The organism is Undibacterium sp. TC9W (genome assembly GCF_049339865.1).
GTDB lineage: Bacteria > Pseudomonadota > Gammaproteobacteria > Burkholderiales > Burkholderiaceae_D > Undibacterium.
On record NZ_JBMPPJ010000002.1, the window covers coordinates 301,166 to 323,555 of the forward strand.

The window sequence follows — 22,390 nt, forward strand, 5'->3', positions numbered from 1 at the left end:
AAAAACTTTATAAACATCTTGTAGATTTTTCCTTTGATGATATTGTAGTAGTTATTGAGATTAAATGTAAGATATTTTATTGACGATTTATCGATAAAACGTTTACGATATAAAACAATGAGGGAGTAAATGATGTCAGATTCAATTCGCAATAAGCTGAGTTTTTCCTGCATATCTACTCATTCTCGCAAGAGATTTGTTGGTATTTATATGTTGGTGGCTGCGATCATGGCCGCCAACGCGAAGGCTGAGACAGTGGATATACGCATCGCCACCGCCTATGCTGCAGATAATTTCCAGACGATGAATTTGCAACAGTTCGCCAAAGAAGTAGCAGTTGTCAGCAATGGCCAGGTGAAGATGATGGTGTTCCCTGCAGGTAGCTTATTAAAACCGGCGGAGATATTTCCTGGCGTGGTGAATGAAAAGGCTGAGGCTGGAGAAGTCATCATGTCCAGCCTGGCGAAAGAGATACCAGTGTTTGGACTTGATTCCTTGCCATTCACCGTCAGGGGTTATGAAGATGCACATAATCTGTGGGTGGCTTCAAAGCAAGAGGTAGAAAAAGCATTGAGCAAGCGAGGTTTGAAGTTACTGTATTCAGTACCGTGGCCACCACAGAATCTGTATTCAAAAAAGCCATTGAGTTCACTGGCAGATTTCAAGGGCATGCGCATGCGTAGTTACAACCCGGCCAGTGAACGTATTGCCGAGCTGGCGATGGCGACGGCAGTACCAGTGCAAGTGATAGACCTGGAAAAAGCAATCGCCAGCGATAAACTGGATGTGATGATCACTTCGAGCTGGGCCGGGGTGGAAACCAAGGCCTGGAGCAAGATGGGGTATTACTACCAGGCGAATGCATGGATACCAAAAAATATTGTCTTCATCAGCCAGAAAGTATTTTCCAGACTGGATGCTGAAACGCAAAAGAAAATGATGGAGGTAGCTCAGGCCGCAGAAAAGCGTGGCTGGAATATGAGTCGCGACAGTGATGCAGGGTATGAAAATCAGCTACGCAATAACAAGATCAAAGTAGACCGGGTAGATGCACTATTAAGAAATAACCTCGACAGGCTGGGAGAACAGTTTGTCAGGGAGTGGTTGAAAACCGCAAGCAGTGAAGAAGTATCGATTTTATTGAAATACACGACTGAAAGGTCGATGAAGTAAATCTTTGGCTGGCAAGCTCGGGCAGGTTTGTGCAAGTGCAGACAAGGGCAGAAGTAGCAGCATAGGAAAGGGCTCTCATCAAAGTATTAGCAGAGGGCTTACATTTAATTAAATTGGAGCGTTTAATAATGTTTACAAATACCATCAAAAAAATTGCCCGCGCCGGTCTTCTGGCCAGTCTGGGTCTGAGTTTTTGCTACTCTGCCTATGCGCAGCAAGAAATCAAGATAGGCGTTATCTATCCATTGTCCGGTGCGGCTGCATCGTCTGGCAGTGAAATGAAAAATGCGCTGGAACTGGCTGCTGACATCGTCAACAACGGTGCCAAAAGTGTGCCCAACCTGCCATTCTCTGCTGGCGGTGGATTACCTAATTTGAAGGGCGCAAAAATCAAGCTGGTGTTTGCTGACCATCAGGGCAACCCGCAAATCGGTGCCACTGAAACCGAGAGACTGATCACCCAGGAAAAAGTAGTCGCCGTTGTTGGTGCTTACTTCAGTAATGTGACTGCGACTTCCAGCCAGGTGGCTGAGAAATACAAAATCCCCTATGTGAATCCTGAATCTTCCTCTTCTACTCTGACGCAACGCGGCTTCAAATGGTTCTTCCGTACCACGGCCCATGATGATCTTTTCGTCCACAATTTCTTTGATTTCTTCAAAGAGCTGGAAGCCAAAAAAGGTATCAAGGTCAAACAACTTGCCACCTTCAATGAAAATACCTTGTGGGGCAACGAAACCACGAAGCTGGAAACCAAGCTCGCGGCAGAAAAAGGCTACAACCTGGTTAAGACCATCGTCTATCCAGCAAAAAGTACACAACTGACTTCTGAAGTACAGCAATTGAAATCCGCTAGCCCGCAAGTCGTCATGCAGTCTTCTTATTTGGGGGACGCCATCATGTCCATGAAAACCTATAAAGAACTGGGCTTTTCACCTGACATGATTTTGGCAAACAATGCCGGTTTTACGGATACAGAATTCCGCCGCACCCTGGGCAAGGACGCTGATTACGTCATCACCCGCGAAGTCTGGTCGCCTGATCTGGCAAAAAATAATCCGCTGATCAAGCAAGTCAACGACCTGTACAACAGCAAATACAAGGCTGACTTTACCGGTAATTCCTCCCGCACCTTTACTGGTTTGATGACACTGGTCGATGCCATCAACCGCGCCGGTTCTACCGAGCCAGAAGCCATCCGTAAAGCACTGACAGAAACCAATATCCCTGCCAATAAACTGATCATGCCGTGGAAGGGTGTGAAGTTTGACGAGCATGGTCAGAACGTTTTGGGTTCAGGCATCCTGGTGCAGATCATTGATGGCAAATACAACACCGTATGGCCTTTTGACCTGGCGACTAAAGACGTGGTCTGGCCTATGCCTAAGTGGGACCAACGTAAATAATATGTTCAGCAAGACATGAAGCAAACTTGCCCGGTTATTACCGGGCAAGGGCAGCAGAAAGTTAAAAAATGCCGGGCGCTATCTGACGATACCTGACGATACATGAGGTCGGTTTTACATAGCTATACATAAGAGGAAGTGCGAGGAGAAAATGTCTCTTGAAATTATTATTCAAACCCTGGCGTCAGGGATACTGATCGGTTTGATCTATGCGCTGGTGGCGATAGGTTTGACGCTGATCTTTGGCGTCATGGATATCGTCAATTTTTCTCATGGTGAGTTTTTGATGTTCGGCATGTACTCCAGTTTCTGGATGTACTCGCTTTTTGCATTGGACCCCATGTTTACCCTGCCTTTAACGGCATTGTTCCTGTTTGCTCTTGGCACAGTGTTGTACAAGCTCATCATCAAGAAAATCACCAATGCACCCATGTTGTCGCAGATTTTTACGACCTTTGGTCTGATGATGTTGTTCCGTGGCCTGGCACAATTTTTCTGGAAGCCGGATTTCAGGACGGTTGATCATTCCGTCGTCTCTGGTGCGGTACAGATATTCGGCATACAGGTGGGCATGCCGCAGGTGACTGCCGGTGTTGGAGCAATCCTGGTGACCATGGGTATTTACCTGTTCCTGACCAAGACCCGTGCTGGCGCGGCGCTGGAGGCCACTGCGGCTGACAAGGAAGCAGCGCAACTGATGGGTATAGATTCACAAAAAATGTTTGCCATGGCCTGGGGTATAGGTGCTGCCTGTGCTGGTGTGGCGGGCGCATTGTTATCAACTTTTTTCCCTATCTTCCCGGAAGTGGGTGCGAACTTCATCCTGATTGCTTTCGTGGTCGTGAACCTTGGTGGTTTTGGCAGCGTGATTGGTGCCTTGTTTGCCGGGATCATCGTTGGTGTCATTGAAGTGATGGGCGGTTTTCTCATCGGGCCGCAATACAAGCTGGCACTGGTACTGGCCTTGTTCCTGGCGGTACTGATGTTCCGTCCGCAAGGGTTGATGGGCAAGCAATAGCGTAGAAGAGAAGGTACAAAATGAACATACAAGACAAAACCGTGATCTCGGCGCAGGAATTGCTGGCCCCGGATTCACATGGAAACTCCTCGGTCAAGTACATATTGCTGGCCCTGTGCGTGTTTGCTGCATTGCTGGTGCCCGTGGTGGTCAAAGATCCGTCGCATCAAAATCTGGCGATATTGATTTTGATGGCAGCACAACTGGGTGTGGCCTGGAATATCGTTGGTGGTTATGCAGGCCAGGTCTCGCTGGGCCATGTTGCCTTTTACGGGCTGGGTGCTTACACATCAACATTGTTGCTGACTCAGTTTGGCCTCAACGCCTGGGTGGCCATGATCTGTGGCGGCATACTGGCAGCAGCAATCAGCCTCATCATAGGCTGGTCATGCTTTCGCCTCAACGGGCATTACTTTGGCATGGCGACTATCGCAGTGGCTGAAATCATCCAGATCATTTTCACGAACTGGGAATATGCCGGTGCTGCTGTTGGTCTGACGATACCGATGGACCAGCAAGGCTGGGGTAGCATGATATTTACTGACAAGGCACCGTATTACTACATCGCCCTCGGTCTCTTGCTGGTGACGCTGGCGGTGAATTACTGGATAGAGCACAGCTATCTCGGTTACTACTTCCGGGCAATCAAGGATGAACCAGATGCAGCGCGCAGCCTGGGTATTAACCTCAGCCGCTACAAGCAAATTGCTTTTGCCGTCAGCAGTTTTTTTACGGCGATTGGTGGCAGCCTGTATGCGCAGAAGGAATTGTATATAGACCCCGGTTCAGTCCTGCATACCGGTCTGTCGATCAAGATGGCACTGGTGTCCATCCTTGGTGGCGTGGGTACGTTGCTGGGGCCGGTCATCGGTGCAGGTGTGCTGACCTTCATTGAAGAAGGTACGCGTGCCCTGTTTGGTGGTTCTGGTCGAGGTACTGATCTGGTCATCTATGCGGCATTGATCGTGGTGATTGCCGTGTATTACCCAACCGGTGTGTTGGGCTGGATCAAGCAATTTTTTGCACGCAGAAAAGCAGTCAAGGCACAAAAAGAGCAGGATGTACAAGAGGCAAAAAGGGAGGCAGCATGAGTTTGTTAAGAGTAGAAAGCGTCAGCAAACGCTTTGGCGGCATTACCGCCAACCAGGATGTCTCATTTGAAGTAGGCGCGGGCAAGATCGTTGGCCTGATAGGCCCGAACGGTGCAGGCAAGACCACGATGTTCAATTGCATCGCCGGTTATTCGCCGCCAACTACCGGTGAAATCTGGATGAATGACATCAAGGTATCCGGTATGAGCCCCGAGCAATGTGCACGGGCCGGCATAGGCCGCACCTTTCAGGTGGCGCGCACATTCACCAGCATGACAGCGCTGGAAAACGTCATGGTTGGTGCCTTCCTGATCAACAAAAATGTGGGTGATTCCAGACAAAGTGCCACCAAGTTGCTGAATTTCGTCAACCTGGGCCAATTCAAGGACAAGCCTGCAGGCAGCATGACCATCAGCGAGCAGCGCCGCCTGGCGGTAGCACGTGCACTGGCCGTCCGGCCACGCCTGTTGCTCATGGATGAAGTCATGGCTGGCCTGAACCCGACAGAAGTTAAAGAGACGGTAGATGTGGTCTTGAAAATCCGTGAAGAAGGTATTTCCTGCCTCATCGTTGAGCACGTACTGGAAGGCATCATGCCAATTGCTGATGCGATAGTTGTGCTTGATTATGGCAAGAAAATTGCCGAAGGCAGTCCTGAACAAGTATCTAACGATCCCAAAGTGATCGCTGCTTACCTGGGAGATGAATGATGCTGCAAGTAAGAAATTTGAGAGTCAGTTATGACGGCGTGCTGGCCTTGTCTAAAGTCGATATCGATGTAGAGAAGGGCAAGATCGTTGCCCTGGTCGGCGGCAATGGCAACGGCAAGACCACTACTTTACGGGCGATTGCTGGCTTGAACGCGGCAGACGATGGCCAGATTGTATTCGACGGCAAGCCACTGGAAAAAATCCCGGCCAGCAAACGGGTAGGGCTGGGTTTGTCGCTGGTGCCGGAAGGACGGCGCATCTTTGCCCGCCTGACGGTGGAAAGGAATTTGCAACTGGGTGCCTATACCCGCCATGATGACGACGAAGTGGCTGAATCCATCGACACCATGTACACGCTCTTTCCCATTCTCAAGGAAAGGCGCTACCAGCTTGCTGGCACCATGAGTGGTGGTGAGCAGCAGATGTTGGCAATTGCCCGTGGCCTGATGGCCAAGCCCAAGATGCTCTTGCTGGACGAACCATCGTGGGGTATCGCACCCAAGTTTGTCACCAAGGTGCTTGACACCATACAACTGATCAATCAGCAGGGTATGTCGATACTGCTGGTCGAGCAAAACCTGCACAAGGCGCTGGCAATCGCGCATAACGGTTATGTCATACAGACAGGTCGTATCGTCATGCAGGGCACGGGGCAAGAGCTGCTCAACAACGAAGACGTCAAGAAAGCCTACCTGGGCGTCTGACAGCAGATAAATGGCAGTAAGCAGATCGACGGCAAGTGCCCACACTTGCCGCTGGCCTGACTCGTCCGCGAATTTAGCAGGTTTTGAATCAGGGGTTAGCCATGTTGAACAAGTACATCAGGAACTGGAATATAGGCCACAAGTTGGGCCTGGGTTTTGCATTTGTTATCTTGCTCATGCTGGCGTTGACGGTGACGGGATATACGCAACTGGGGCGGGTGAACCAGGGTGTGAATCTGGTCGTCAAGGAAGTCTATCCCAAGACGGCGACTGTCAATCGCATCAAGGCTGACCTCGACCACATCGCCCGCAGCATGCGTAATCTCTTGTTGCTTTCGACGCTCGATGAGAGAAAGCCTGAGCAGGCTGCCATCGATAAATCAGGCAAACAGATAGAGCTTGATCTTGCACAATTTCGCAAACTAGCCAGCTCGGCCGAAGAGAAAAAGCTACTGCAGTCCGTGCTGGCAGCGAAACAGCGTTATCAGCCTGTGCTCGACAAGTTTCTCAAGCTGGTGGTAGATAATGAAGTGGAGCAAGCCAAGGACCTGGTCTTGCCAGAGATCGCTCCTTTGCAGGATCAGTATTTTGCCGCACTTGATCAACTGGTGACATTGCAAACCAGCCAGATGGAACGCAGCGGCAGCGATGCTGCGTCCATATCCGGCGCGGCACAAGTGTTAATGATCATCTTGCTGGCTTTCGCGGGCCTGGTGGCAGTGTTGATCGCCATCTTGACGACCAGGGCGATTACGGCTTCGCTGAAGGCGGCTATCCTGCTTGCCGAGTCTGTGGCAGGAGGCGATTTGCGGGCAGATATAGAAGTCAGGAGCAATGATGAAACAGGTCAATTGCTGACATCGCTGAACCAGATGAGCCAGAGTCTGATTAATACCGTAGGCCAGGTCAGGAAGAGTTCAGAAAATATCGGTCTTGCCTCACGCGAAATTGCCAATGGCAATATGGATTTGTCCAACCGTACCGAGCAGCAGGCATCTGGCCTGGAAGAAACTGCGGCGTCGATGGAGCAACTGACAGCGACTGTCGGCCAGAATGCAGAGAACGCCGCTCAGGCGCATGATTTGGCGGGCAAGGCGTACCAGCATGCGGGCAAGGGTGGCAAGGTCATCGATCAGGTGGAGCTGACCATGGGTGCGATCAAGGCCAGTTCGAACAAGATAGTCGATATCATCGGTGTCATTGACGGCATTGCTTTTCAAACCAATATCCTGGCTCTGAACGCTGCGGTGGAGGCGGCGCGTGCAGGGGAGAACGGGCGCGGTTTTGCGGTGGTGGCGGCTGAAGTGCGCAACCTGTCACAAAGGTCGGCAAGTGCGGCAAAAGAAATCAAGGCCCTGATTGCTGACTCAGTTGGGCAGGTCGATGCTGGCGGCAAGCTCGTCAATGAAGCCAGCCTGACCATGCGTGATATTGTCAGCTCAGTCCAGCATGTAGCTGAGATCATCAGCGAAATCAGTGCCGCCAGCCGTGAACAGAATACCGGCATAGTCCAGGTCAACCAGGCTATCAGCATGATGGACCAGATGACGCAGCAAAATGCGGCCCTGGTCGAGCAGGCGGCTGCAGCGGCCAGGAGCATGCAGGATGAAGCTGAATTACTGGTGGAGACGGTGGCGGTTTTCAAGCTGGAAAAAGCCATACAGGCAACACCGGCACCAGTGGATATACCGGTACATGCCAGACCGGCATTGCGCATGTCCAGCAATAGCAAAGTGCTGCGTAGCTAAGGTGAATATGGCAGACGAAGTATGAGGGCTGTGGATAAAAACATAAAACATCGATTTTTTATTGATAAATTAACGCGAAAAGACTGACTTTTTTCTCAAAGAAGATAAAATCAGGCTATGAATTACGCCAGTCTTTTATTCAATTTATCTTTAAAGAATCATTATGTCCACGACCAAGCCTGTCAAAAAAGCCACCCCTAGTCCGGCTGCATCTACTGCCACTACTGCTACGCCCAGGGTACCTATCGTCTCCTCTTCCCATCTGGCTGAGGGCAGGAGTGCAGAATTGAGTGAATTTGAGTTTGGAATGATCATTGCCAGCAATGCCTTCAACCGCTGGGCGGTCAGGTGTATGGCTGCGGTGGGCATGAAAGACATGACTATCACTGATGTATTGGTGCTGCATCATATCAATCACCGGGCGCGTGAGAAAAAACTGGCCGACATCGCCTTCATCCTGAATATCGAAGATACCCATATCGTCAATTATTCATTGAAAAAACTGCAAGCGCTGAAACTGGTGCAGACAGAGAAACGCGGTAAGGAAATCCTGTATTCGACCAATGAAGCAGGCCGCGATATCTGCCGTCGTTATTCTGAAATCCGTGAGCAGGTTTTGGTATCTGCACTGACGGGTGATGGTACCGAGAGTTTTGAGCTGAGCGAGCTCGCACGCTTCCTGAGGGTATTGTCAGGTTTGTACGAGCAGGCAGCCAGGGCTGCAACGTCCTTGTAAATCCCGCCCCCATGCAGCGTTTCCTGTCATGGGGGCAGCCCTGCCTGTTACTGCTCCTGATTTAATTGCCTGGCCTGCTTCTGGTTTTTGTTGATGTTAATCGCCAGCAAGATGACGATGAGTTTGAATATCATGAAAGCGATAAAGATACTCAGGGCCAGCGGCAATATCATCAGGGCGACTGCAATCACCATGCAGATCACCAGCAAATGCGGCAGAGGCAAGGCCATCATCGCCAGAAATGCCTTGCGACAAAGATAAAAGAATTCATGGGCAGCCTGGCGCATCAGTGTGAATAATTGTTCGGTTTGAGCAGATTTCATGTCATTTCCCTTTGTTTTCTGTTTTTCAATATCTTGTTGCAATGAATACAGATTACGCCTTCACCATCTGCCATGCACCGGCTTTGCGACGAAATGCGTGAATATGGGATTAAAAGGTGGCTAGAGCCTGTGAAAAGGATAGAGGTCAGTAAGTGCAATTGATAATTCATGTAAGCAGACTTTGCCAAGCCTGCGTAAACAGGTTTCGCAAGGTACAATAAAAAATCGTCAGCATCCTTATTGCTATCATGACAGACCAAAAAAATACTGAATTCGCTTTCCTTGAAGCTTTTACTGCGGAATTGTCTGCCAAAAAGCTGGTATTTCCCACGTCTTTGGGGGCAACCATGAAGATCAGGAAAGCGTTGAGCCAGGCTGATATCTCTACTGATATGGTGACACGCATCATAGGTACTGAGCCTGTCTTGTCTGCCAAGGTTTTGCACCTGAGTAATTCAGCCAGTTTTAATGCCCAGGGAAGAAAAATCAGTGATTTGCGCGCCGCCACGAATTTGCTGGGATTTTCTGCAGTACGCAATCTCGCCATCTCCATAGGCATGAAGCAACTGGCCGAAAATAAATACAATGGCAGCCTGTCAGCCCAGATGGATGGTCTCTGGCGGCGCAGTTTGCGGGTGGCAGCTCTTGCAATGGTGATAGCCAGGACATATACCCGCCTCAGTGCCGACAAGGCCATGCTGGCTGGCTTGCTGCATGATATAGGCAAGTTCTATATCCTGAACCGCGCTAACCATTACCAGGAATTGTTCAAGTCTGAGCAGGTGTTATGGGATTTGATCGACCACTGGCATGCCAGCATAGGCAGCGCTATACTGGAAGACTGGGAAATTTCTGACGATATCCGTGTCGCTGTCATGGATCATCGTGACCATCAGCCTGGCCCTACCCACAAAGTTGGTTTGATCGATATTGTGGCAGTGGCAGATTTTCTGGACGCCCATTTTGTCAATGAAAGTATAGACACGCTGGACTGGAATACCGTACCTGCCAGTTTCAAATTGCTGAATATTGATAAAGACAATATTGAGGCCCTGATGCAGGAAACCAGGACGGAACTGGCCCTGGTATTGAAGGCGATCAACTAAGCGCCAGGCCCTAAATCAGCAGGGCACGCAGACGTTCATTGCCAGCCCGGCTGACAGCTACCTGGGCGCCGCTTTTGAGGATGGCAACCTGGCTGTCCTTGCTGGTTTTTTCAATTGACTGTACAGCATTGATCTGTACCAGGAAAGAACGGTGTACCCGCACAAATTTGCTGGCATCAAGCTGGGCTTCAAGTTCAGACAGGCTCTGGGTCTTCATATACGACTTTCCCGCTGCATGGATAAGGATATAGTCATCCTGGGCTTCGACATAATCTATGCTATCCAGCGGCACGACATGCACCTGGCCTCGGTCACGTATCAGCAGGCGTTGCAGTTTTTCGCTTTGCTGGGCCAGCAAAGTTTCCAGGGCTTGCGTGCTTGATGAGGTAGGCGAGGTGAGTGAGCTGGCGGAAGTTTCCTGCGTCAGCAGCTTACGGGCCTTGCCCAGTGCTTCGTCAAAACGCTGCTGGGAGTATGGTTTCAATAAATAATCAACCGCATGCAGGTCAAAGGCTTTCAGCGCATATTGATCATAGGCCGTCGTGAAGATCACGCCGCTGCGCCTGCCTGTCAGTTCCAGCACTTCCAGCCCTGATAATTGCGGCATCTGTATATCCAGCAAGACCAGGTCGGGATTGAGTTTGTTGATGGCATCGACAGCTTCCAGCCCGGTTTCGCATTCACCTATGACGTCGAGGTCAGGATGGGCACGCAAATATTCCAGTGATAATCTGCGGGCCAGTTCTTCGTCATCGACGATCAGGACTTGTAAGCGCTTATTCATACTTGCTCATGCTTATAGATGATTGTTGGGTTCAAAAGGTAAAGCCATTTCCAGCGTAAACTTTTCATCTCCACGTTGCCAGCTGACACGTGCCTGTTCGCCATACAAGGCAAAAAAACGCTGGCGCAGATTGACCAGGCCCAGTCCATTGCCCGTACTATTGCCTGGCTCAGCGCTGACGGGGTTTTCTACGGCAATATGCAGCCAGCCTTCGCGCTGGAATATCGTCACCTTAATCAGGCCACCCTTGGGTAAATTACGTATGCCATGCTTGATGGCATTTTCCAGCAAGGGCTGCAGTATCATGGGTGGGATCAGGGCGCTTTCTGCTTCTTCCGTGACTTCAAACTCTGTACCCAGCTTTTTGCCAAAGCGGATTTTTTCTACCGCCAGAAAGTTTTCGCACAGGAGCAATTCATCCTTGAGGCTGATTTTTTCTTTCTCGGCAATCGCCAGGGTTTGCCGGAAAAAGTCAGCAAGGGCTATCGTCATCGTTCGTGCTGCAGTAGCATCAATCGCTGTCAGGGCACTGATGGAATTGAGGCTGTTAAACAGGAAGTGCGGGTCAATTTGCGAGCGCAAGACCTGTAGTTCAGCATCTCGTGCCAATAGCCGCGAGGCAGCTTCCCGTCTTTCTGCCTCACGTATATTGTCGAAGGCGATATACACATCAAATGCCAGCAGGGCCAGCAGGTAAACTGCAAAGCCTGTGATAAAAAACAGCACCAGCAGATGACTGCTGAGATGCAGCACTTCGACATCATCTGATGCCAATACCAATACCCGGTTCCATCCATAGCACAGTCCCAGCCAGCTAAGGCCAGAAATCAGCGCTGCACTGGCAAACACCAGCGCAGCCAGGCTGAAGCTGCGGCGATTGAACGGCAGTGAACGACAGACAAAATAGGCTGAAGAAGTCAGGAAGCTGCCAAACAGGGCCAAAGGTAAAGAGAATAACAGGGCAAATGACCAGTTTGCCAGATCAGCCGCCACCAGCAACCTGGCGATCAGCACCCCTGTCATCATCCAGGCAATGAGATAGACCAGGAAACGGCGGCGGTCTGACAGAATAGGGTGCATGGATCTTTATCTTCAGTTGATGATTTCAACGCCACCCATGACGGCATAACCCTTGATGTAAAGCTTCTTCGCATTCAGCATGGGCGGTACGGTCTTGTCATCAAAGCCACCGAGTATGGGTGAGCCATGTGAAACCACGGTCCAGTCATTTGGTATCTTGAGGACGATGCCGCCCCACATGGCAAATACATTCAGGGTTGCTTCTGACTGTATCGATGCAGCACGCAAATCCAGTTCCACGCCACCCATGATGCAATTGATTTCACCACCGCGAAACTCCTGCGAGCTGTTTTGCAGCTTGTTGCCACTCATGACAGCAACGATATTACAGATCGCATCCTGGTTAGTGCCATTGTTGATCAGTTTTTCCTGATCGCCTATCTTGCCCTTGAAAATAACCATGAGGCCGGCAAAAATCATGAATACCGGCCACCAGTCACGCATGCGGAAATAAATGACACCCATGTGATGCAGGATCAGCAAAGCACCCAGGCCAATAAAGCCGCAGCCTATGATGTAGCCCGCAGTAGTATCGCTTTTTGAAATCTTCAATGCACCGACGAAGATGAAGACCATGGGCCAGAAGTGAAAAACTTCTCGTACGTTGAACAGATTCAGATTGTCTAGCAGGGCCAGCGCGCCAAAAATCAGGAGCATGCCCCCGATCAGGATGCGGCCTTGAGGGTTATTGTTTTTCATGATATTGATCCGGTATTGGTGAACATTCGTTGACGATAATGTAGATATTTATTTTTGCGTGTCCCTGGCCGCCAGTAAACCACCAACCAGATGCTGTATGCCAAAGGCAATCAACAGCAAAGGCCAACTGGTGCGGAAGTTCCATCCCCATAATTGTTCTATCGATACGTACAGCCACAAGGCAAAAACCAGGCTGAAGCAGCCTTTGGCAATATGCTCGGGCTTGCCGGGGCTGATGATATCCACCAGGCCGCCTATGGCGATCATGGCTGGCAGCAAGAACCAGTAATCAAGCGCATGGATGACGTCCAGGCGGTCCATTAAAAAGACGCTACCTGCAACTATCAGGGTAAGGCCGAAAAACAAATTGCCTTTGCTGTGGCGCTGGGTTTCAGAATTTGCAGACATATCTTGACCTTTCTATCATCAAAAACTTCTGTGTTTTTGTTCTGTGAGATCAAGATACCCAAAGCAAAGTCGCTTGTCGCGCTCCTTTCGGCGAATGACGGCTTTCGTCGGTGATTAACGAAACACCAGTGAGAATAGAGCTGGATTAATTAAAGTGCTGTATCAATGGTCCAGGACAGCGCCATCATGGTATGGCAGGCGTCAGCTCAAGAGTTGTATGAAGTGTTCAGCAGTACGTACTATGCGTTTTGATTCCGTGCCAAACAGGTCGTGCGTCTCCTGCACTATGTATTCATTGGACCCCTTGGTACAGTACAGCAAACCACGGAAATTCGTCCCCAGATAGGTAAATGGTGCCAGCTTGGTCTTGACCGGTACATCGCTGCCTATCAGGGCACGCAGTTTGCGCTCTACATCGTAGAGGCTTTTTTCATCCAGGGTGACTGTTGCCCCCTTGGGCGTGGGAAAGGTCGATTGAAAGGACGGGTTTTGCCCCATGGGGTTTTTGAAAGTGATTTTAATGCCCAGCTTCAGGAATTTGGATACGGCGGTAAAGTCGTTTTCGTCATACATGGCAATGTCCCGGATAATTGTGCCGCCACGCGCGATGGCAGCACTATATGATGTGGAAAGATTGCCAGAAATCAGGCATTTACACAACTTTTCTTGTCGCCTTTGTTCATCAAAACCATGCCGTTTTACATACTGTAACCCTTGGCCATGAGTACCGCGCCAGCAAGAATGAAGATGACCCCAGCCAGTTCCAGTTTCAATATGGTCTGTATGGTACTGGCCTGAGCATCAGGAAATACCGGCAACTGATTTTGTTTTACCGCCTTGCCCCAGCGCAGGAATACCACAGTAGGGTAGATGGATAACAGCCCAACAACGATGAAGGCAGTCATCTTGAGCATGAAGGCATGGCTATGCAGATAGTAATCCTGGCCTTTTTCAAAGTACATCACACGCAAGACACCCAGCACGATGATGAGCATGGCGCTCAGGCCATAAATGCTGTCGATGAAGCGCAGGCTTTTAGCCGATGACACGGTAAGCGGCTGACGCACCAGCACAAGTTCTGCCAGCAGCGTGCTGACCAGGGTAAAGGCGGCGATATGATGCAGCAAAGCGACGAGTATATTCACGGCGATGGCTCCTTTGGCGGCTGGCAGGAAAGTGCAGAAAGTCTAAGCCATTTATGCCTTGCTTGCTTAAAAAATAAGACCAAGCCTTTGAATTTTGTCGCCAGCTATCAAAAACCTGGCGTGAGCAGTGTTATTGCTGCAGGGCCTCACATAGCGGCATGCTAAGCGCCTGCAGGATATTGCCTTGTTTGCCCTGGGCAAACGCCAGTAGCGTCAGGTTCTTGCGTTTGGCATTGGCAGGTACACTCAGTCGGGCGGCAAAGCTTGCCGGCTTGCCAGCGGCGAGTGGGTAAGCATCACCCCATTCCCTGGCGACAAAGTCATGCTGTAAAGTGGCACCCCGGTTTTCGCCTGCCTGTATCTTGCTCACCAGGCCTTGTTCAAGCAGGGCAAAATGCAGCTTTGCATCTTGCGTGCTATTGCCTTGCAGAGTGAAAAACAGCTTGTTATCTGCCAGTTTTTCTATGCCCAGACGCAATGATGCCGTGGCAGCTTGTTGATTGATACGGCGTATGTCATCTGCCATGCCATTGCGCCAGCTACGAAGTTCCTTACCAGCGATGAATATTTCTGGCGTATAGACAGTGCGGCTATTCGCAAGATCAGCCAAAGCCCTTTGTCTGTCGGTATAAGTCTTTTTGGCAAATACATCTTTCCAGCCCAGGTAATCCCAATAATCAACATGCAGGGAAACGGGAATGACTTGTTCACTGTTCAAACCCGTGCTTTGATACAGGTGGCTGACGGTTTTATCGGCAGGTGGGCAACTGTCGCAACCCTCAGAGGTATACAACTCAAGCAGGGCAACGGTGTGTGCAGGGCTGGATTTACTACAGATTTCTGCGGCTTGCATATTTCTGACTGCACAGGAAAAAACGCCAAATAAGAGCAAGGCTTTCATGAACTATCCTCAGTGGGTGGATATTCATTGGTCGTCGCTTGTCGGGTTTCCTTACATGCTTTTTATTGGGCAGCCTGTTTTTTCCAGTCTGCATAGTTTTGCGGGACATTGGCGTCTGGCACCATGATGGTTGACAGGCTTAGTTTGAGTGCTGCCAGTTCCTCTTCTGGATCAGCGAAATCGGCAGACAAGGGCAGGCTGAGCAGCTTGTCCTGCAATGCAGAAAATTGTAAGGATGGATGCCGGTCTGACAAAGTCTTTATCGCATGCTCATCGGCCTGATTCAATGCACCCTTGCTGGCATACACAATCAGATTATAGCTGTCAGGTGAGCGCGTCCAGCTGACCTGGCGTGCAAACTGCTGGCGCAAGCGGCTGAGCATGCCAGCCAGGGCACTGGGTTTGCCCCAGACATTGGCAACCATGATGCCATTTGCGACCAGATTGGCATGGCAGATCGCATAAAACTCTGCCGTATTCAAGTCTGCTACCAGGCCATTTTCATCATAGGCGTCCAGCAGCAAGACATCGGCATCGTAAGTATTGTCCTGCAAGTGGGTCACTGCATCGCAATGGATGACTTGCAGGCGTTCATCATCCGGTGGCAGCATGAATAGCTCACGCATGGCGATGACGTCGGCATTGATTTCCAGCACAGTGATGCGGCATTCTGGCAGATGGTGATAGCAGTACTTGACCAGTGAGCCACCGCCCAGACCTATCAGCAGGATATGGCGAGGCTGCGGATGGAACATGAGCAGGCCCATGACCGTGCGTGAGTAGGCGCACACCAGTTCATCCGGCGCATCCAGCTTCATCGCGCTTTGCATGCACTTGGGGTTCAGGTACATGATGCGCAGATTGCCATCATCGACATGAAAGGAGCGGCCCTCGTGCGTTTTTTGTATCTCTTCGAGATGGCGGAAATGTTCGCGCTCAGCCGCAGGCACCTGCTTCAGGAACAGGCTGGACAAGCTTTGCCGGGGTTTTTTCATATCCGCCACCTTTAAGTTTCCGTTCAACCTGCCAGTTGGGCCTTCAGTGCTGCAATCTGGCTCAGCAATTCACTGTTTTCAGTTTGCAGATGCAAGACTTGCTGGCGCAGGCTGTTGAGCTCATCCGCATTGCTGACATTACTGCTGGTACTGTCTTGCCTGCCTTCCATAGCAGCCGGTGCGCTGGCTTCGGCGGCAACTGGCTTGGCCGGGGCTTTTTGCTCACGCACTTTTTCCCTTACCTGGCGGGCAGCTTGTTGCAATTCCTTGCGGCCACCTGCTACAGCGGCGACCTGATCTTCATTGGACAGGGACGCAATCGCTGCGGCTGCACTGATGGAGATAGTGCCATCGCGTACGGCCTGCACTAACTCAGGTGCTGCGGCTTTCTGAATTTTTTCTATCTGTACCACGGCATTACTGCTGATGCCTGCCAGACGGGCGATTTCCTGGCGGCTTTGCGTGGGTTTGACGATGGGGACGGCGACTTCGCTCTCAGCATTTGCTGACGGAGCCTGCTCCTCCTGCGCCTTCATGCGTGCCAGCACGATTTCCTTTTTACGCAAGGCCAGCATGCCGCGCTGGAAGTCGGTGACGCTGCGACGTCCCAGATGATTGTCTATCATCCACAATTGCACGTCTTCGATGTTGCTGAAGTTGTCGTTTTGAACAATATTGTAGGGCAGATTATGGCGCTGGCAAATCGCATAGCGGTTATGCCCATCTATCAGTATTTCACCCCAGCATACCAGGGCATCACGGCAGCCTTCAGTGAGGATACTGCGTTCCAGAGCAGTGAATTCATGCTCGGTCAGGGGGTCTATATAGGCGCGCAAGGCCTCATGGATGATGATACTCATACAATAATATCCAGGCTGGAATTTTTCAGGGAAGGCGGCATTGTAGCCGAGAACAGGCGCAACACCGTTGTCAGCGGGTAGCACGTGTACAATACCGGTCTTTCGGCGTAATCTTTCAGGCGTAATGTACTCAATGAGCAATATGGAGTACGCCCAATGAGTACGCCCAATGAGTACACCAATAAGTACGCTTATTTTATAGACCATATTCGTTGCAAAAATTGCCATGGATGCAATGCATTCACAGCCGCAATTTCCAAACGCACTTCATGACAGACAGGAAAAACCAGCATGATGACCTATGAAGAATATCTGGATGAAGTCACGACTTTAATGACAGAGAGATTTGACCTCAGCGATGATGAAGCCATCAAGCACGTGATGCGTGCCCAGGCAGCTGAATTTTTTAGCAAGCATGACGATGTTCCTGAAATGCGCACGCAAGAGCGGGCAGAGCAGGATGCCAAGACTATCTACGACATGCGCAACAAATCGCGCGGCCATGCACCAGTCAAACTGGTAAAAACTGGCGGCAAGCCACGCAAAGCCTGAGCACGCTGACCGGATGAAAACACCAAAACGACTGCAGCCCCTGCAGGAAGAAGGTTTGATCGACGAAGTCATGCGCCAGCTCATGAGCGGCAAGGAAGCCACAGTATATGTCGTGCGCTGTGGCGAAGAAATTCGTTGTGCCAAGGTCTATAAAGAAGCCAGCCAGCGCAGTTTTAAAAATGCTGCGTCTTACCAGGAAGGCCGCAAGGTCAAGAATAGCCGCCAGGCCCGCGCCATGGAAAAAGGCACGCGCTATGGTCGCAAGATGCAGGAAGAAGTCTGGCAAAACGCCGAAGTCGATGCCCTGTATCGTCTCGCTGCCGCCGGTGTCAAAGTTCCCAGGCCGTATATCTGCCATGAAGGCGTATTGTTGATGGACCTGGTGACAGATGCCGACGGCAATGCCGCGCCCCGCCTCAACGATGTGGAATTGACGCCAGAGCTGGCACGCCAATACCATGCCCAGTTATTGCATCAGGTTGTGCTGATGTTATGCGCCGGTGTCATTCATGGCGATTTGTCTGAATTCAATATCCTCGTCGATGAAGATGGACCGGTGATTATCGATCTGCCGCAGGCGATAGATGCCGCCAGCAATACCGAAGCAGGCGTCATGCTGGAACGCGATGTGAACAATCTGGCGACCTATTTTGGCCAGTTTGCACCTGAGCTCAATGGTACAAAGTTTGGCAAGGAAATCTGGAAGCTATATACCGCAGGCTTGCTGACACCAGAAACGGTATTGACCGGCATCGTTGCACAAGACACTCGTCCGGTTGATCTGGGTGCTGTCATGGAAGAGATCGAGTCCGCCATCTTTGAAGAAAAAGAACGGCAAAGGCGTTTGCTGGAGATGTAATCCTTTGCATGTTTTTGAGCGATAATTTCCTGACTTGACAGGAACTCTTGCCCCTGATCCTTGTCCATCCTTGACATTGGTCAACAAATGCAATGGTTTAGTAAAGGGAGATGCGCATGATTAAAGGAAGTTGTTTTCACCTTCGCCACGTCAGAAAAGAAGATGTCATGACGCTGACGGATATGATGAATCACCCCGATGCCAAGGGTGATTTCTTATCTCAGGAATTGCTATTGCCAGGTGCGGCAGAGAAAAAATTTGACGATGAATCGCGTTCCAAAGAGCAGTCGGAGACGTTTTTAATCATCGATGAAGACGGCAAGATGATAGGCCGTGTTTTTCATTTCAAGACGGTACCGTATTTCAATTCCCGCGAAATCGGTTATGGCATGTTCGTCAAGAACCTGCGAGGAAAAGGCATTATGACCGAGGCCGTCAAGTTGCTCAGGAATTATCTGTTCAGCACGCTGCTCATCAATCGTTTGGAAATTCACATGAACGTTGATAATGTCGCTTCAGAAAAAGTGGCAATTAATTGCGGCTTCGAGAAAGAGGGTATTGCCCGTGGTGCTCTTTTCACTCACGGAAAGCATAGGGATATCGCGATGTATGCTTTGCTCAGAGAAGATTGGGAAAAACTGGTTTAGCCAGCATAGCTCATCAAACTTCATTTCCTTACCGGATAAATCCTGAGCAAAGCTGTATTGATCTTGCGCATTTGCTCGGCACTGACATCCTTGCTGCACACGATATAGCGGTTCAAGCCTGCAGGCATGCCTTGTAAATCCATTTGCGTGGTCTGACTCAGGCTTTCTTCCTTGTCCTTCAGGTATTCCCAGTCTTCCCTGTCTATCAGCATATAGGATGCGCGGTTGGCGGCTACCATGCGTGCCATGATCATGGGCAGGGTAGTACTGCGTTCGACCTTGTTTTTAGTGGTCGTGAACATGGTATCCAGTTCAGGGCCATATGACACTGCATCGACTATGCCCAGCGTCAGACTGGGGTCGGACATCAGGGACTTCAGTGAACGGTGCGCAGCCACTTGTTTGGTCGCAGCCGGACTGACCAGCAGGGTATGCGGCGGGTCAGTATGAAATACTTCTGAAAACTGCACCAGGGCTTCTCTCTCCGGGATACGGTACCAGCCGAATGAGCAATAATTCTTGGTACCGCCGGAAAAATTACTCCAGATACGTTTTGCCGGTTCTTCGACAAAACGGTGCGGGATTTGCGCATTGCTGAAGACCTGTTTGGCACGCTCAAGCAATACGCCTTTTTCCACACCATTTTCCAGGTATTGATGCGGCGGTTTGATACGCCAGGCAACTGTGATAGGTTCTTGTGCATACACACTTTGACTGATTGTAAATATGCCTGCCGTGCACAACATGCCCGCTAACTGGTAAAGATTCATTTTATTATCGCCAGATGTTTGATTCATTCTAAGCGATCAACTGACACTGCAAGGCAATTTCAGAGCAAAATGATAAGGAAAAAGTATGGTTTTTGCTTTAGAGATACATTTTTCATGTATGCCTGCATGTCAACTCTTCTTCCAGCCCTCCATAAAAATCAAAATCGACGAAATACCAGGCTGGCATTGACACCACCAAAACCGAAGCCATTGGAGATGGCATAGTCCGTAGCTATTTTGCGGGCCGTACCAGTGACTATCTCTATGCCCTCGGAGGCAGGATCTGGCTGTGCAAGGTTCAATGTCGGAGGTGCCATCTGATCACGCAAGGCAAGCACAGTGAAGATCGCTTCCACACCACCTGCTGCGCCGAGCAAATGTCCTGTTGAGGATTTGGTGGCAGATACGGCAGGGCCGCGACCTGTTCCGAATATCGCCTTGATGGCGGCCAGCTCACTGATGTCGCCGACTGGTGTTGATGTTGCGTGGGCGTTCAAATGCCCTATCTGTCCGGGCACTAGCCCGGCTTGCCGTATCGCCAGTTCCATGGCGCGTCGGCCACCGTCGCCGTCAGCGGGGGGAGACGTCATGTGATACGCGTCAGCGCTGGTGCCATAGCCCAACAGTTCTGCAATCGGCGTGGCACCACGGCGCAAGGCATGTTCGAGTTCTTCAATGACCAGCATGCCTGCTCCTTCTCCCATGACAAAGCCGTCACGCTCGATATCGAAGGGGCGCGATGCCTGCGTGGGATGCTCATTAAAGCTGGTGGACATGGTTCTTGCGGCAGCGAATGCGCCAAAGCTGACACGGTCAATGCAGGCCTCGGCCCCGCCACACAAGGCAATGTCGGCCTCACCAGCACGTATCAGGCGTGCTGCGTCGCCAATCGCCTGCGCGCTGGCCGCGCAGGCGGTTACAGGTGCGCCTAATGGGCCACGAAAGCCATGGCGTATGGAGATGTGCCCAGCTGCCATATTGGCCAGAAAACTCGGGACGGTAAAAGGCGAAAGCCGTTTTGGCCCACGACCATCAGTGGTTCTCACTGCATCAACAATAGCGCCGAACCCGCCCACGCCTGAACCGACGATGGTGGCAGTTCTTTCGCGCTCACTGTCGGTGCCGGGTTGCCAGCGCGCTTGGTTCAGGGCCTCCTGCGCTGCGTCCAGGGCAAACAGGCTGAACCTGTCCATTTTCTTGTGGTCCTTGGGTTCCACGGAGAGGGCAGGGTCGAATCCCCATGGGCGGTCTGGCGACAAGTCGGGTACGACGCCAGCAACTTTGGCTGCTATCCCTTCAGTGACTTCTTCAGGCAGTAAAGCCAAGCCTGAATGCCCATTCAAGAGGCGCTGCCATACAGTTTCGATACCACAGCCCAGCGGCGACACCATACCCATGCCTGTCACGACAATTCGTCTTGTATTCACATCATGCTCCTGTTTTGATCGGTGAAAATGCGCAGACAGCGATAGGCAAAATACGCCATGCAGCGGCTAAACGCACACCAAGGTCGTTGTTGAAATCATGAATAAGTATAGGGTGATGATAGATAAAAAATCGGCACATTACGCCAATGAATATGCAAAATGCGCCATAATGAAAGAACTATGGCGTTATCCTGGCAAAGCACTCTTACTGTTTCGGCCCACTTCCTGCATGGCATGTTGCACTTCGTGCGCACCCAGCATGGGGAAAAAGTGGCAGCGCATGTACTGGCGAGCGCTGCTATCCCGCAATCTCTTCTCCATCAGCAGGATGCACGTCTGACGCGTCAACAGTACGTCGCGCTATACAGGACAGTCGCCGCGACACTTGATGACGAGATGTTGGGGCTGTGGTCACGGCCTATCCGCACTGGCACGCTGAAATACCTGATGCTCAGCCTGCTGGATGCGCCAACCGTACTGGTCGCCTTGAATCGGTTTGTCCGCTTTTGGAATTTGCTGTTGGACGATTACCGGCTGCAGATTTCAACCAAAAATAATCTGGTAAGACTGGCTCTGGCAGAAAGAACACCTGGTACGCAGGTCACGCCACTCGGGCATGAGTTGATGATGAAGCTGATACACGGCATCGCATCCTGGCTGCTGGGCAGGGAGATCAACCTGCACCGTGTCGAGTTCAGTTTCGCCAGGCCCAGGCATGCGGATGACTATGCCTTCCTGTATCCAGGCGAGATTAGCTTCGATGCTGGCATGACCAGCATTTACTTTTCATACCAGGACTGTGCCGAACTATTCACACGCGAAAAGCACGAGCTATGGGCATTCCTGAAACGTGCACCGGAAGACTGGACCTTCAGTGCATTTCATCGTGCGTCGATTGTAGCCAAAACGCGCGAGTATCTTGAGCTGCACATTGCACAGCCTGTGACGATACAGGATCTCGCAAGGGCATTGAACACTTCCGTGCGTACACTGAACCGTCGATTTGCAGAAGAAGGAACGCATTTTCAGGCGGTGAAAGATGGGCTGCGCCGGGATATTGCAGTCCATAGACTGACAAATTCAAACGTGGGAGTCGCAGCGCTGGCTTTTGATCTTGGCTTTTTCGATGCCACTGGTTTTTGCCGCGCATTCAAACATTGGACTGGCAGTAGCCCTTCTGATTATCGCAAGGGCAGCCGTCAGGGTGAATAAGGGATAGGGACAGTCCGCAGATGTGATAAAGCCGCA

At 50.8% G+C, this 22,390-nt stretch carries 25 protein-coding genes; 13 read left to right on the top strand and 12 right to left on the bottom strand.

Annotated features, from left to right (window positions below; genetic code table 11):
• Positions 1 to 132: 132 nt before the first annotated feature.
• The 8 genes from ACO0LN_RS03635 (at position 133) to ACO0LN_RS03670 (ending at position 8,586) form a co-directional block, all read left to right on the top strand.
• The gene (locus tag ACO0LN_RS03635) at positions 133 to 1,173 is read left to right on the top strand and encodes a TRAP transporter substrate-binding protein (protein WP_422971060.1); all 1,041 of its coding nucleotides are present in this window, start codon (positions 133 to 135) and stop codon (positions 1,171 to 1,173) included.
• A gap of 128 nt (positions 1,174 to 1,301) precedes the next feature.
• Entirely contained in the window at positions 1,302 to 2,579 is a 1,278-nt protein-coding gene (locus ACO0LN_RS03640; protein WP_422971062.1) for an ABC transporter substrate-binding protein, read from the top strand.
• A gap of 151 nt (positions 2,580 to 2,730) precedes the next feature.
• Positions 2,731 to 3,597, top strand: coding sequence for a branched-chain amino acid ABC transporter permease (locus tag ACO0LN_RS03645; RefSeq protein WP_162059600.1), 867 nt, complete (start codon positions 2,731 to 2,733; stop codon positions 3,595 to 3,597).
• 20 nt (positions 3,598 to 3,617) lie between these two features.
• Positions 3,618 to 4,688, top strand: a complete 1,071-nt coding sequence (locus ACO0LN_RS03650) for a branched-chain amino acid ABC transporter permease (RefSeq protein WP_422971064.1) — start codon at positions 3,618 to 3,620, stop codon at positions 4,686 to 4,688.
• A complete protein-coding gene (locus ACO0LN_RS03655; RefSeq protein ID WP_422971066.1) occupies positions 4,685 to 5,398 on the top strand; it encodes an ABC transporter ATP-binding protein in 714 nt (237 codons plus the stop codon). Before ACO0LN_RS03650 ends, ACO0LN_RS03655 begins: the two co-directional genes overlap by 4 nt.
• Positions 5,398 to 6,102 carry an ABC transporter ATP-binding protein gene (locus ACO0LN_RS03660; protein ID WP_422971068.1) on the top strand — a complete coding sequence of 235 codons (705 nt, stop codon included), beginning with the start codon at positions 5,398 to 5,400 and terminating at the stop codon, positions 6,100 to 6,102. Before ACO0LN_RS03655 ends, ACO0LN_RS03660 begins: the two co-directional genes overlap by 1 nt.
• A gap of 101 nt (positions 6,103 to 6,203) precedes the next feature.
• Positions 6,204 to 7,850, top strand: a complete 1,647-nt coding sequence (locus tag ACO0LN_RS03665) for a methyl-accepting chemotaxis protein (protein ID WP_422971070.1) — start codon at positions 6,204 to 6,206, stop codon at positions 7,848 to 7,850.
• A 163-nt stretch (positions 7,851 to 8,013) separates the two neighbouring features.
• Entirely contained in the window at positions 8,014 to 8,586 is a 573-nt protein-coding gene (locus ACO0LN_RS03670; RefSeq protein WP_422971072.1) for a winged helix DNA-binding protein, read from the top strand.
• 47 nt (positions 8,587 to 8,633) lie between these two features.
• On the opposite strand, the gene ACO0LN_RS03675 is transcribed toward ACO0LN_RS03670, so the two are convergent.
• A complete protein-coding gene (locus ACO0LN_RS03675; RefSeq protein ID WP_422953501.1) occupies positions 8,634 to 8,909 on the bottom strand; it encodes a hypothetical protein in 276 nt (91 codons plus the stop codon).
• Between the two features lie 248 nt (positions 8,910 to 9,157).
• Here ACO0LN_RS03675 and ACO0LN_RS03680 point away from each other — a divergent pair, with 248 nt between their 5' ends.
• Positions 9,158 to 10,015 (top strand): HDOD domain-containing protein, encoded by an 858-nt coding sequence (locus ACO0LN_RS03680; protein WP_422971074.1) that lies wholly within the window; start codon positions 9,158 to 9,160, stop codon positions 10,013 to 10,015.
• Positions 10,016 to 10,025: 10 nt separating this feature from the next.
• Here the strand turns inward: ACO0LN_RS03680 and ACO0LN_RS03685 are convergent, their stop codons facing one another.
• The 9 genes from ACO0LN_RS03685 to ACO0LN_RS03725 all read right to left on the bottom strand — a co-directional run bounded on the left by ACO0LN_RS03685 (position 10,026) and on the right by ACO0LN_RS03725 (position 16,887).
• The gene (locus ACO0LN_RS03685) at positions 10,026 to 10,799 is read right to left on the bottom strand and encodes a LytR/AlgR family response regulator transcription factor (protein ID WP_422971076.1); all 774 of its coding nucleotides are present in this window, start codon (positions 10,797 to 10,799) and stop codon (positions 10,026 to 10,028) included.
• 12 nt (positions 10,800 to 10,811) lie between these two features.
• Positions 10,812 to 11,879 (bottom strand): sensor histidine kinase, encoded by a 1,068-nt coding sequence (locus tag ACO0LN_RS03690; RefSeq protein WP_422971078.1) that lies wholly within the window; start codon positions 11,877 to 11,879, stop codon positions 10,812 to 10,814.
• A 12-nt stretch (positions 11,880 to 11,891) separates the two neighbouring features.
• The gene (locus ACO0LN_RS03695) at positions 11,892 to 12,578 is read right to left on the bottom strand and encodes a LiaI-LiaF-like domain-containing protein (protein WP_422971080.1); all 687 of its coding nucleotides are present in this window, start codon (positions 12,576 to 12,578) and stop codon (positions 11,892 to 11,894) included.
• Positions 12,579 to 12,626: 48 nt separating this feature from the next.
• Positions 12,627 to 12,986 carry a LiaI-LiaF-like domain-containing protein gene (locus ACO0LN_RS03700; RefSeq protein ID WP_162042092.1) on the bottom strand — a complete coding sequence of 120 codons (360 nt, stop codon included), beginning with the start codon at positions 12,984 to 12,986 and terminating at the stop codon, positions 12,627 to 12,629.
• A gap of 201 nt (positions 12,987 to 13,187) precedes the next feature.
• On the bottom strand, positions 13,188 to 13,559 hold the full coding sequence (locus ACO0LN_RS03705) for a hypothetical protein (RefSeq protein WP_422971082.1): 372 nt from the start codon (positions 13,557 to 13,559) through the stop codon (positions 13,188 to 13,190).
• Between the two features lie 125 nt (positions 13,560 to 13,684).
• Positions 13,685 to 14,131 (bottom strand): DUF2214 family protein, encoded by a 447-nt coding sequence (locus ACO0LN_RS03710; RefSeq protein WP_162059591.1) that lies wholly within the window; start codon positions 14,129 to 14,131, stop codon positions 13,685 to 13,687.
• A gap of 130 nt (positions 14,132 to 14,261) precedes the next feature.
• Entirely contained in the window at positions 14,262 to 15,032 is a 771-nt protein-coding gene (locus ACO0LN_RS03715) for a DUF1223 domain-containing protein (RefSeq protein WP_422971084.1), read from the bottom strand.
• Between the two features lie 62 nt (positions 15,033 to 15,094).
• Complete coding sequence (locus tag ACO0LN_RS03720; RefSeq protein ID WP_422971086.1) at positions 15,095 to 16,027, bottom strand: fused MFS/spermidine synthase; 933 nt, start codon at positions 16,025 to 16,027, stop codon at positions 15,095 to 15,097.
• A gap of 23 nt (positions 16,028 to 16,050) precedes the next feature.
• The gene (locus ACO0LN_RS03725) at positions 16,051 to 16,887 is read right to left on the bottom strand and encodes a hypothetical protein (protein ID WP_422971088.1); all 837 of its coding nucleotides are present in this window, start codon (positions 16,885 to 16,887) and stop codon (positions 16,051 to 16,053) included.
• Positions 16,888 to 17,181: 294 nt separating this feature from the next.
• Between ACO0LN_RS03725 and ACO0LN_RS03730 the strand changes: the two genes are divergently transcribed.
• The 3 genes from ACO0LN_RS03730 (at position 17,182) to ACO0LN_RS03740 (ending at position 18,945) form a co-directional block, all read left to right on the top strand.
• On the top strand, positions 17,182 to 17,439 hold the full coding sequence (locus tag ACO0LN_RS03730; protein WP_422953521.1) for a hypothetical protein: 258 nt from the start codon (positions 17,182 to 17,184) through the stop codon (positions 17,437 to 17,439).
• Positions 17,440 to 17,452: 13 nt separating this feature from the next.
• Positions 17,453 to 18,298, top strand: a complete 846-nt coding sequence (locus tag ACO0LN_RS03735; RefSeq protein WP_422971090.1) for a PA4780 family RIO1-like protein kinase — start codon at positions 17,453 to 17,455, stop codon at positions 18,296 to 18,298.
• 116 nt (positions 18,299 to 18,414) lie between these two features.
• Positions 18,415 to 18,945, top strand: a complete 531-nt coding sequence (locus ACO0LN_RS03740) for a GNAT family N-acetyltransferase (protein ID WP_422971092.1) — start codon at positions 18,415 to 18,417, stop codon at positions 18,943 to 18,945.
• A 20-nt stretch (positions 18,946 to 18,965) separates the two neighbouring features.
• On the opposite strand, the gene ACO0LN_RS03745 is transcribed toward ACO0LN_RS03740, so the two are convergent.
• The gene (locus tag ACO0LN_RS03745; RefSeq protein ID WP_422971093.1) at positions 18,966 to 19,715 is read right to left on the bottom strand and encodes a hypothetical protein; all 750 of its coding nucleotides are present in this window, start codon (positions 19,713 to 19,715) and stop codon (positions 18,966 to 18,968) included.
• Between the two features lie 158 nt (positions 19,716 to 19,873).
• Positions 19,874 to 21,142, bottom strand: a complete 1,269-nt coding sequence (gene fabF / locus ACO0LN_RS03750) for a beta-ketoacyl-ACP synthase II (RefSeq protein ID WP_422971095.1) — start codon at positions 21,140 to 21,142, stop codon at positions 19,874 to 19,876.
• A gap of 180 nt (positions 21,143 to 21,322) precedes the next feature.
• Here fabF and ACO0LN_RS03755 point away from each other — a divergent pair, with 180 nt between their 5' ends.
• Positions 21,323 to 22,354: an AraC family transcriptional regulator ligand-binding domain-containing protein gene (locus ACO0LN_RS03755; protein ID WP_422971097.1), complete on the top strand. Its 1,032-nt coding sequence runs from the start codon at positions 21,323 to 21,325 to the stop codon at positions 22,352 to 22,354.
• Positions 22,355 to 22,390: the final 36 nt, after the last annotated feature.